Origin of the sequence: Rhizobium sp. BK399 (genome assembly GCF_014194695.1) — a bacterium.
GTDB lineage: Bacteria > Pseudomonadota > Alphaproteobacteria > Rhizobiales > Rhizobiaceae > Rhizobium.
In genome coordinates this window covers 1-10,378 of sequence record NZ_JACIAH010000036.1, presented here as the reverse complement: position 1 = coordinate 10,378, position 10,378 = coordinate 1, and the positions used below count along the sequence as shown (strand labels likewise).

At 57.0% G+C, this 10,378-nt stretch carries 7 protein-coding genes and 1 pseudogene; 2 read left to right on the top strand and 6 right to left on the bottom strand.

All coding sequences use genetic code 11. The features are described 5' to 3' along the window. Positions 1–271 precede the first annotated feature (271 nt). The 6 genes and pseudogenes from ligD to FHT97_RS30315 form a co-directional block, all read right to left on the bottom strand. A pseudogene (gene ligD, locus FHT97_RS30340) lies at positions 272–1,310 on the bottom strand (non-homologous end-joining DNA ligase). Between the two features lie 199 nt (positions 1,311–1,509). Beyond that, positions 1,510–1,797 (bottom strand): sensor histidine kinase, encoded by a 288-nt coding sequence (locus FHT97_RS30335; RefSeq protein WP_183865166.1) that lies wholly within the window; start codon positions 1,795–1,797, stop codon positions 1,510–1,512. 625 nt (positions 1,798–2,422) lie between these two features. Beyond that, a complete protein-coding gene (locus tag FHT97_RS30330) occupies positions 2,423–4,135 on the bottom strand; it encodes an adenylate/guanylate cyclase domain-containing protein (protein ID WP_183865164.1) in 1,713 nt (570 codons plus the stop codon). A gap of 581 nt (positions 4,136–4,716) precedes the next feature. Further along, positions 4,717–5,373, bottom strand: coding sequence for a nitrile hydratase subunit beta (nthB, locus tag FHT97_RS30325; protein WP_183865162.1), 657 nt, complete (start codon positions 5,371–5,373; stop codon positions 4,717–4,719). Continuing rightward, positions 5,373–6,020: a nitrile hydratase subunit alpha gene (gene nthA / locus FHT97_RS30320; RefSeq protein WP_183865160.1), complete on the bottom strand. Its 648-nt coding sequence runs from the start codon at positions 6,018–6,020 to the stop codon at positions 5,373–5,375. Before nthA ends, nthB begins: the two co-directional genes overlap by 1 nt. A gap of 458 nt (positions 6,021–6,478) precedes the next feature. Continuing rightward, complete coding sequence (locus FHT97_RS30315) at positions 6,479–7,006, bottom strand: Chromate resistance protein ChrB (RefSeq protein WP_348649663.1); 528 nt, start codon at positions 7,004–7,006, stop codon at positions 6,479–6,481. Between the two features lie 56 nt (positions 7,007–7,062). Between FHT97_RS30315 and FHT97_RS30310 the strand changes: the two genes are divergently transcribed. Beyond that, a complete protein-coding gene (locus tag FHT97_RS30310; protein ID WP_183865158.1) occupies positions 7,063–7,662 on the top strand; it encodes a cation transporter in 600 nt (199 codons plus the stop codon). Between the two features lie 1,189 nt (positions 7,663–8,851). Continuing rightward, positions 8,852–10,174, top strand: coding sequence for a TadE/TadG family type IV pilus assembly protein (locus FHT97_RS30305; RefSeq protein WP_183865156.1), 1,323 nt, complete (start codon positions 8,852–8,854; stop codon positions 10,172–10,174). Positions 10,175–10,378 lie beyond the last annotated feature (204 nt).

The following is a 10,378-nucleotide window of genomic DNA, read 5'->3' as shown; positions in this document are numbered from 1 at the left end:
TGGAGCAACTCCTGGTCAGGCTCAAGCAGTCGCAGCGGGAAAGTGAATTCTTGATCGCACGGCTTCACAGCCTTGGCTCGCAGCTCCTGACCTACGCTTGATCAGTGTCAGCGGGGCTTTCATACCCGTTGTGCAAAAAATACAACATTTACGGATATCATTTCGGACCCGCAGAAGTCATCGTCGCTGGGCGTCGAGAACGGGTTGGTTAACCGCAGCACAGGGTCGAAAGATCCTTGGCCAAGGGCTGCGTCGCCAGTCCTTGGCCCCATCAATCCTGAAGTTCGTAGACAGCGGCGTTGTCCTGCACCTCTCGTAGCCCCTTGTAAGACGCATGGCGTATCTTTCCATCATGCGTCCAGGCGCGATACTCGATCTCGGCTATGAGCGTCGGCTGAACCCATACGAGGTTCTTGCGGCGGCCGGCGTAAACAACAGGCGGCTTCTTGCTCTTGATGGTGTCGAGCATCTTGCGAAGGGATTCCGCAGTCTCTTCGCTGAAGCCAGTGCCGACGGAACCGACATATACCCAGTCATCGTCCTTGCGAGCTGCCACGAGCAGGCTGCCGATCCCTGACCGGGCCGAGAGTGAATGCTCATAGCCCACGACGATGAAGCTGTCGCTCTGGACGCATTTTATCTTCAGCCAATCACCGACACGGCCCGATCGATAGGTGCTGTCCTTGCGCTTGGCAATGACGCCTTCGAGGCCGTGCCCGCACGCGGCCTTGAAGATAGAGCGGCCGTCGCCGTCAACCTCTTCGGAAAGCCGGATGGCGCCCTGCTCGTTCTTCAGGAGCGATTCAAGGAAGAATCGGCGACCCGTCAGCGGCGTTTCCCGGATATCGTGGCCGTCGAAGTAGAGGAGATCGAATGCGAACATGATAGAGGCGCCTGAGTTCAGCTTCCCTCCCCGACCACCGAGCGACTGCTGGAGCTTGCCGAAGTCCGATCGGCCGGCGTCATCGAGTACGACGGCTTCACCATCGAGGATCGCTGAGCCGACGCCGAGACGCTTGGCGTCGGCCTCGATAGCGGGAAAGCGGCGGGTCCAATCGTGGCCTGGTTAAGATCCGGACGTTGCCATTGTTGAGATGAACGGCGATGCGGTAGCCATCCCGCTTGATCTCGTACAGCCAATCCGGCCCAACGGGCGGACGTGGCTTCAACAGTGCCAGACAAGGTTCGACGCGAGCAGGCATCGGATCAAGCGGGAGCTTCGGCTGAGAGGGGTCCCGTGGCTTTCGAGCGCGGCTGCGAAGCGGCTTATCATTTGCAAGGAGGGGCTTTGAATGCGGAGACTTTGCCATCAGATAATTACATCAGGCAAAGCTTAAAAAGACAATTAATTCATTGGTGGACCGAGCCCGGATCCGGGACAACAGCGCGCTACGCGGAAGCATACATAGTACGCCCAAGAAGTTCAGACGATCAGTTTGGCTTCTGTTGAGGGTTACGCGAGCGCTAAGTCCCGCGGGGCCGAAATTGAGTTCAACAGAACCTGTCCCCTTAGAGAGAACTCGTCAGCAATCGACTTCCGAAGCCTCGCCGTCGAGGCGAGGGGTTCACTGGTGGCCCGCCGTTTTCTTCCCAGTCAATAAACATGCTCTCACCAATCGCGGAACTGGCCACGTGCACCCTTCCCTCGCCCACGCTAAGCGCGCCGTACTTCATCGCATTGGTTCCAAGTTCGTGAAAGATCAAAGCGAGTTTGGCCGCGGCTTCCGGGGTCACGCCGACAGAATGACCTGAAACCTGGATTCTGTCCCCGAACGGAATAGGCACGGACTGAATCATCGATAGGATATCCTGATGGCCGTCCGATTTATCGCGCTCATGCTAGTCATGGCTTGGACGAGCGTCACCAAATTGGCCATGCGATGAGCCATTTCGCGCGCGTATAGCTGTGAGGTCTTTTCAGCCGCTCCGGCGCGAGCGGCAGACGAGCGGAGACAATGGGTCAGGAGGACAAGAAGTCCGGACAGGAAAAGGTAGATGCCGACGGTGATTCATTGGTGGCGCAGCAAAGCAAGCGAATAGAACGGCGGCACCCACACGTACGCAGCCACCAGCCCGCCCATAAGCATCGTGGCAATTCCAGTGCCGGGGCCCACCCCGCGGGGAAGAAGGTGATAAATGGCACCCCCGTATACGACGCGCGGTCAATCAACGCTCGGAGCGCGGCGGCAACTACCAACATGCAAGCGAAACAATTCCTCCGCAGATATACGGATAATTTCGAGCCACCTCTGTGGATATGTGGCTGATCGTTTTCATGCGCCGTCTTTCGAAGAGACGCTACCATTCAAATATCGCATGCGATACAGCACAGGCTAAGCCGCCATTACGAACGAATCAATCAAAGATAAGCCCGCCCCGCCGGCAGGCGTTTTTTTGCGCCGAGCTTTCAAAAGTTATCGAGCTATTCAGGCAACCCAGTTCCCACCAGACCGCGGCGAAAATGTTCGATCTGGTCCACGGTCTCGACGACTATGCCACGTTCCAAGAATTCGGTTATCGTTAGATCGGGGAATTCCGCATGCAGATTTGCCGCGAACGTAGCCGCTTCGTCCACTCGCCCCGCCATCGACAGGCACGCAAGGATCCTGGCCTTCGTGTACCTTCCCGGATTGGGAAGCTGTCGTAGCGCGAACAGCGCACTCAGATAGTCACCTCTGAAATACAGAAGGTTGCCCAGTACTGCATGATACCAACCCGGAGGATAAGGGTTGAGCCGCATGCCTTCTTCGACCCATGGCACCGCCTCCTCGATGCGGTTGCGCCGCGCGAGGACACCGCCGAGTTGAACCATGGCGCTTGCGTCGCTGGGATTGAGTTTGCATGCCAGCCGGAACTCGATTTCCGCGTTCTGAAAATCCCTCAGGAACAAGTGAGCAAGTCCTAAGACGCGGTGAGCGCCTGACTCTCCCTCATCCAGTTTTACTGCGTGACGCGCCAGAGCGATGCTTTCGTGAAGAACGTTCTCTGGGGCGTTCGCGTAGCCACCAACTGCTATCCGGGCAAGCGCGAGATATGCGTGCGCTAGTGCAAAGCTGCCGTCGCCGGCGACCGCCGCTTCGAACATCTCGACCGCCTTTGCGTTGTCATCGGGCTCATACCCTCTCAGGTGCACAAGCCCACGTAGGTAAAATTCATAAGCGACGAGGCTGTTGGGCGGTCGCCGGGCGGCTTCTCGGTAGTCGGCGCTTTCAATTTGGCCGACCAGATTGGCAATGATCATCTTCACGATGTCGTCTTGGATGGCGAAGACGTCGTCCGCCGTTCGGCGGTACTTCTCCGACCACAGCAGCCGCTCGGTATCGGATTGGATCATGCGCACAGACACGACCAAGTCGCTGCCGGACTGACGCATGTCTCCCGAAACGAGGTAGTTGGCGCCGAGTCTACGTCCGAGTTCTCTTAGATCCTGGGACTTGTCCCGAATCGCAAATGCGGAAGATGCGGCAATCACAGAAAGACTTCTAAATCTTGCAAGTCCGGAGATAACGTCCTCCGTAAAACCGTCGACTCGTAGTTCGTCTGTGTCGGCACTTGCACGACGGAACGGAAGGACCGCAACGACGCTTTGGAGCGAGCGCTCTCGTGCCGGTGCTTTGGGCCAGTGCCATACCCGAACGGGTTTTGGAATGTTCTTGAGCTGGACCGCACCTCCATCCACGAAATGCTCGCGCAGATCTGCCGGAGTTTCGGAATAGGTTGTGCCCGAGATGCAAATCCCGCCAGACAGTGCCTGAGCTTCCAATCGTGCCGCGATGTTAACTCCATCCCCGAAGACGTCATCGTCGATCGTCATCACCGCTGCGAAGTTTATACCTATTCGGATCTGCAACGGCTTCATCCCGGCCGGTATCGATCCACTCGCGATCAGATGCTGAAGTTGGAGAGCGGTAGAGACTGCGGAGGCAGCGTCATCGAATGTTGCGAGGAGGCCGTCACCCATAACCTTGACGGTATGACCGCCGCCTGCCGCAATGCGTGGGTTCAAGAGCTCGGTTTGCAGCAGCCTGACACTGTCAAGCGCGCCATCCTCGTCATCGGACATCAAGCGCGAATATCCCACGACGTCCGCCGCCAGAATGGCTACGAAACGTCTTGCTGTCGGCGTCGGGGTCATTGTTCAAGCTCCGAGGGGCCAGCTTCAGTCGCTATGCTACCCTCAGCACCCGCCAATGTCATGGACCATGTGGTCACAACAGTTTGGAACCGCCAAGTTTTCAAAGCCGACTGCGCTGATGGTGGGGGGCCTCGATCACGCGCAAAGCGCCAATTCACGAGAACCTCCAAGGAACTGGTTTGCCTGCGGAGAAGGGGGGAAGCCTCGTTGGTCGCGACCAAATCGTTCCGCACGTGAGGCGCCGCTAATCGAGGGTCACAGGCTGTCCGTGCGGAGTCCGCAAGTAGGCTTCCTCCCACGCATGCTCACGCTCGTGGAGTTCTGCCTTCGACATCTTCCCGCTGTCAGCGAGCAGCGCTTCAATCGCAGAAAGGACCGCAATGAAGTAGCTTTCGGAGTCATCGGCTGTGCCATTTTCGCCAGAGGCCCTGATTGCCGCACCTAGTGCATTGGCCCAAGATACAGGGGAAATCTGTCCGGAACTAACGAGAAGAGACGCCATAGCGAGTGCCTGGGCATGCCAAGGTTCGAGAAACGGCGGCTCACTATCCCTCGCAATTAGTCGTCCCGCGCTATCGTTGTCATGCAGGTTCAAGATAGCTCTCCCACAAGTCGACAAACACTTGGTCGATGGCGTGCTCGGCTTCAGGCCAGAGTTTGCTCGCTTGGAATCCCACGGTATAAAGGTGTTCGGCCTTCGTGCTGCCGTGTGCTGAGGCGTCAGGGAGCACATGACCGCCGTGATGCGCGTGGACGACGCCTTGGCGGCCTCGAGCATATCCTGGAAGCCTTGTATGTCCCGCCGACCCCAAGGATGAACACCGAACGGGCTCGCCGGGTGCAAACAGCGCAGTCGTGCTCATTTCGCGGGCATAGCTCTTCGGTTCTTTGACATAGGCGCGCGAAGCTTCGGCGGTATCGGCCGGATATGCGGGTTTAGGCACGAAGAACGATGCGCCTGACCGGATCTCCTGCAGTGTTAGATAACCCTCGTCGACAAGCTGCGCTGCGAGGGTCGTTATCCACTGGTCGAAATACGGCCGTGTGAGGTAATCCGTGGGCACGATCAACTCGCGGCAGTGCCGGAACCAGTCTATCGTCCAGCCCGACCCGAGGGCGGAGGATTGGACGATACCGAATGCGCGGGTTTCCCACTCGGCATTGAAAGGCTCGCCGTCTTCTTTGTTTGGAACAGGGCCAAAGCCCTGCCTACCACCGATATCGTGGACACCATCCATCAGCTTAAGTCCTTCGATGGATGGAGATCGCGCTGGGTGCCGATCATGGAGTTCCGCGTCACCAGCCTGGCGAGAGCGCTCTCGTTCAAATCCTCGAGCCCTGTGGGCCTTTGCGGCACGACGAGGTAACGGCGTTCCGAGGTGGAGTCCCAGACGCGCACCTGTATTCCAGCGTCCAGTTCGACACCGAACTCTTTGAGGACGCCGCGCGGGTCGCGAACGGCACGCGCCCGGTATTCGTTCGATTTGTACCATGCCGGCGCCAGGCCGAGCAGCGAGAACGGATAGCAGGAACACAATGTGCAGACGACGAGATTATGGACACTCTCGGTGTTCTCAACCGCCTGGAGATGACCCGTAGCATGCCCGGCGAACCCCAACTCCGCGATGGCCGAGGTGCCGTCCGCCAGGAGCCTCTCCCTGAAGGCGGGATCGGTCCAGGCGCGCGCGACGACTGCTGCGCCTCGCTTTGGTCCGATTTCGTCACGGTACATCTCGATCCAGGCATCGATTGCCGAGGCGTCGAGTAGCTTCTTCTCGGTTAGCAGGCTTTCTAGTGCCTTGGTTCGCAGGGCAGGTTCGGACGGCAGGTCGCTGTGGAGCTCGTGATGGATGTGCGACAGTCTTTTTGAATCGAAATCCGTCATGGCGTCACCCCAGTTTCGCTGTCGGCACTGCAGTCACGGCGGCGGCTCGTCCCTGGAGGTGGCCGCCATGACGCAAGCGATAAGCCGACGAAAAACTCTGCCATAAGTATTACTGGGACCCGAGGCGGAGGTGAAGTGAAAACATCTGCTATTGGGCGAAAGCCGCGCGATTGATTTCGATCCTAGGCAGGGGCGTAAAGCTTTCGGCTCGAACGTCCGCGAACGCGCCTTGGGCGATTGGGACGTCACATTGTCCAAAAATCCACGAGAGGACCGTCATTCTAGTGGAGCACATCGCCATTCCCCAAAACGCCCACAGTGTGCCGAGCAGGGAATAAGAGTTGTCGACACCGTGAATTATCAACACTGCGCCGATGAGGAGCATCAGGAAGCCAACGGCGCTTTACTTCGATCCGTATCATCTTCAACCCTCCTCACTATCCGGAAACGGACGGTTTTCATCCTGCCGTGAGAACGTCTCGTTGGCGTAGCCGTCCAATAGCGTCTCGCAATTGGCCAATCGTTCGGCTGCCACAGGGGCGAGCCTTGCACCCGTAGAAGTCCAGCCTCTGGATTTTCTCGAACCACGCCTTCAGTTTCTTGAGGTCTAAGTCGTTTTCCTCAATCTCGGCGTAGCTGTAGTGGTCGGAAGCGATTTCCTTCGCAATCTCCGCCTCGAAGTCATCGCAGCGATCCAGCAATTCCCTGTAGGCCTCGTCGCGCTCCGCGCGGAACCGCGCCACGATCTTTTCTGCTTGGGCTTGATCGAGAGGAGCGCTATCCAGGAGGATTGACTCGCCACCCATTTCCGAGATTTCATTATCGATAAGCTTCAGCGCCCGACGATGTTCGTCAGTCTTGGGCAAAAGGCAGACGCCGTTCTGCAAATAGCCCGCTCCCATTCCCTTCAGCTTTCGCCAAAGCGCAATGCGATGCCGGTTCGGTTCAGCGGGAACCTTATAGGCAAGAACGCCTCCTGTAGCCATGCCAGTATCCTTTGTGTAACTATGGTTACAAGCCAACTGATGCGTTTGCTGGGAATATGGAAGAGCATCAACGAAATGATCTCCTGCGCAAGGTTGTGATTATCGTCGCCTTGCTCAATCTTGCGTACTTCTTCGTCGAGGTTGCCGTTGCCCTTTCAATTGGCTCTGTTTCGCTCTTCGCCGACAGCGTCGACTTTCTCGAAGATGCTTCCATCAATCTCCTGATCGGGCTAGCCCTGGGCTGGTCGGCCCGGCAGCGAGCAAAGGTCGGCATGGTCCTAGCGACGATAATCCTAGTGCCCGGTCTTGCCACCTTTTGGGTTGCATACGGTCGTTTTATGGACCAGACGCCGCCCGAGTCCTTCGCCTTGAGTCTCACCGGTTTCGGGGCGATGCTCGTTAATCTGGCCTGCGCCCTGATGCTCACTGCCTTTCGACATCATCGCGGCAGCCTGACGCGGGCGGCTTTTCTCTCAGCACGCAACGACGTCCTCGCTAACATCGCAATCATCGTCGCGGGGTTCGTTAAAGCGTTCATTTGGCCGTCAGCTTGGCCTGATCTCTTGGTTGGCCTAGGAATTGCAGCAATCAATGCGAACGCCGCTTGGGAAGTGTGGGAAGCTGCCCGGGAAGAACATCAAGGCGTGCGCTCCTAGATAGCCGCTTGCATGGAGATAGGATGTAGCTGCGTCATCTCTCTGTTGGCACCAATCGCTCCGAAGCCCCACTCCCGGAGTGAGAAGAGGCTGCGGCTCAAGCCCATATTGGGTCGCAGTCTCGAAAAACCTCAAATATCCGAACCTTTGCCCGGACATCGAGAGCGGCGCAATCGAGGCGCTTGTCGCCGCAAGTATCCAGATGCCTTTATCGCAGGACACGATCTTGAGGCTTTAAGCTGAATTGCTTTTATTTTCGGGAAGGCAGCACAAAATATACTGATTTGGTCGTCCGTAACAGCAAAGGCCTTGGATGAGCTACGTGGACATGGCTTCCTAGAGCGGCGGCACTTTGACGATGACAGCTCGAAAGGCGTCTACGGAATTACGATGGCCGGGAAGGTTTGGCTACTTAAGAACAAGTAGACGCAGAGCGGTTGCGCAATCGGCGATTGCTAGCGACCGACACTTCCAAAACCAGACGCATCCATTTTCATTGACGAATACGACTTTTGCGGTAGTATTAGCTACTCTTTCTAGTTCCTCCCGTTGTTCCCCTACTCACCCCGCTAGGTCGCGGGGTTTTTCTTTGTCTTTTTGGGAAGAAGCGCGCAACCCGCCTTGTGAATTGACGCTAGATTATATTAGCGCTTTCTGTAAGGTTGTACTGTCTGCTTCTCTGAGGGCAGCAGGGAGGTTCAAAAGTTGGCTGGACCCCTTCCTCGAACCTCCCACTCAATCGCCCCCGCCCCCACCGTTTCGATCAAAGACGGTCAGCTAAAATCGTGATTTGAAGGGGAACAATCTTTTGACTACTCTTCGCTTTGCGCTCTGAGGCCTTTGGGCGCAGTTCTTCTGTTTTCTCAAGACCCCGCCATAAGCGGGGTTCTTTTTGCGCAGCGAAGCGCCTCATTCTCCACTTGCCCCCCGCCTAAGACGCTTGCTGGGAAGCTGGTTGCCCTTCAACGTTCAGCTTCAACGCCGAATTCATTCACAGCTCGAGCGTTGCGTGGCGTGGCCAGGATCACAAGGTTGGGGTAGAGCGATGTTGATTTCGTAAGGTCTATGATCCTCGATATAACGCTAGCCATTTTTAACTTGCATACAATTCGAGCGGCTTTGGAAATCAATTATTACATAGAAATAATCTAATATGTCTCCATCGCTGTGTTGGATCTGGAACACGAAAATGGTCGGACGTTTCACTCGGCATGCCATTCGATTTTTCCGCAACAATGACGGCAACTTCGCAGTGATCACTGCGCTGGCGTCGGTACCCTTGCTCTGCGCTGCCTCCCTTGCAATCGACTACACCAACGCCAGTTTCGAAGCCGAGAAGCTGCAGGCCGCGCTTGACGGCGCGACGCTCAAGGCCGCACAGCTTTATGGCCAGGGCCAAACCGAGGAGCAAGCCACCGAGGGTGGAAATGAAATGTTCTTCGGCAATTGGAAACGCCCCAAGGGTATCGCGGACGCTGGCGTGGTAGCGCCTCTACCTTCAGTCAATTTCGTCTACACGGAAGCGGGCCAACAGGTGACAGCAGTCGCCGACTATGCGTTCGACTACGATCCTGTATTCCTGACGCGTCTGTCGTTTCCCATCTCCCGCCACAGTGGCGCCTCTTACCAGAATGCCGCCGAGGCTTGCATCCTGGCGCTCAATCCGACGGCCAATCGGGCGTTCGAGGTGAGCGGCAGTTCCAAGGTCGATACGTCGGGCTGCACGATCACCGCAAATTCAATAAGCGACGAAGCGATTTATGTGGGCGGCTCGGGAAACCTTAAGACGGAATGTCTTTACACGCCGGGCAAGGTCTCGGCATCGCCTAGCAATACGAAGCTTGCATGCGGAAGCGCACACGAAGGGAGCGCACCGGCCGTTGATCCGTTCCAGCGAAAGAAGATGCCGACAGCTGGACAAACGGTGGATCTTTCGGGATGCGGAGTGAACTATGTCGGCGGCGGTGGCGGTGGCGGCAATTGCAACGGCACCGGCAAGACGTCGAACAAACCTCCTGAAGGCTATGCGGTAACGCTGAAGCCGGGCACCTATGCCGGCCTTGAAATAAAGGGCAATGTGAAATTGCAACCCGGCGACTACGTGATCGACGGCGGTGTCTTGAAGTTTGCGAGCCAGTCGGTGGTCACTGGTGATGGTGTGACCTTCTTTCTGCTGAACGGCGCACAGCTGGATATCCATGGCGGTTCAACCTTCAACGTGACCGCGCCGACATCGGGCACATGGGCCGGGTTCTCGATCGTTGCAGACCGCAGCAACACGGCACCTGCCGTCATCAACGGAAACAGCTACTCGCACCTCAACGGCATTATCTACATGCCGGCTTCACAGGAAGTCCAATACGCGGGCAATGGTGGTACGGGCGGCGAATGCGTCCGCATCGTTGCCCAAGAGATCACCATGATCGGCAACAGCACGTTCAAGCTCGATTGCAAGGCTGAACTGGCAGACAACAAAATCAACAATCCAGGAGCTACCACGCTTATCCAGTGAGGGACCTATCAGCGAAGGGCGGGCTTTGATAATTGAAGCTCGACCATCCCCTGCTGCTGAGGAGAACAGCCACTGCGTGTATTCCGCGCCATCATTGAGCGTTCTACACGAGACCGGTAACTTCTCCGGGGTTGAGCACGGATTGTTAGGCCTGAATGGTACATGACCATCGCTTTGCTCAAGGAGGCGACGGTGGCGGTGGAG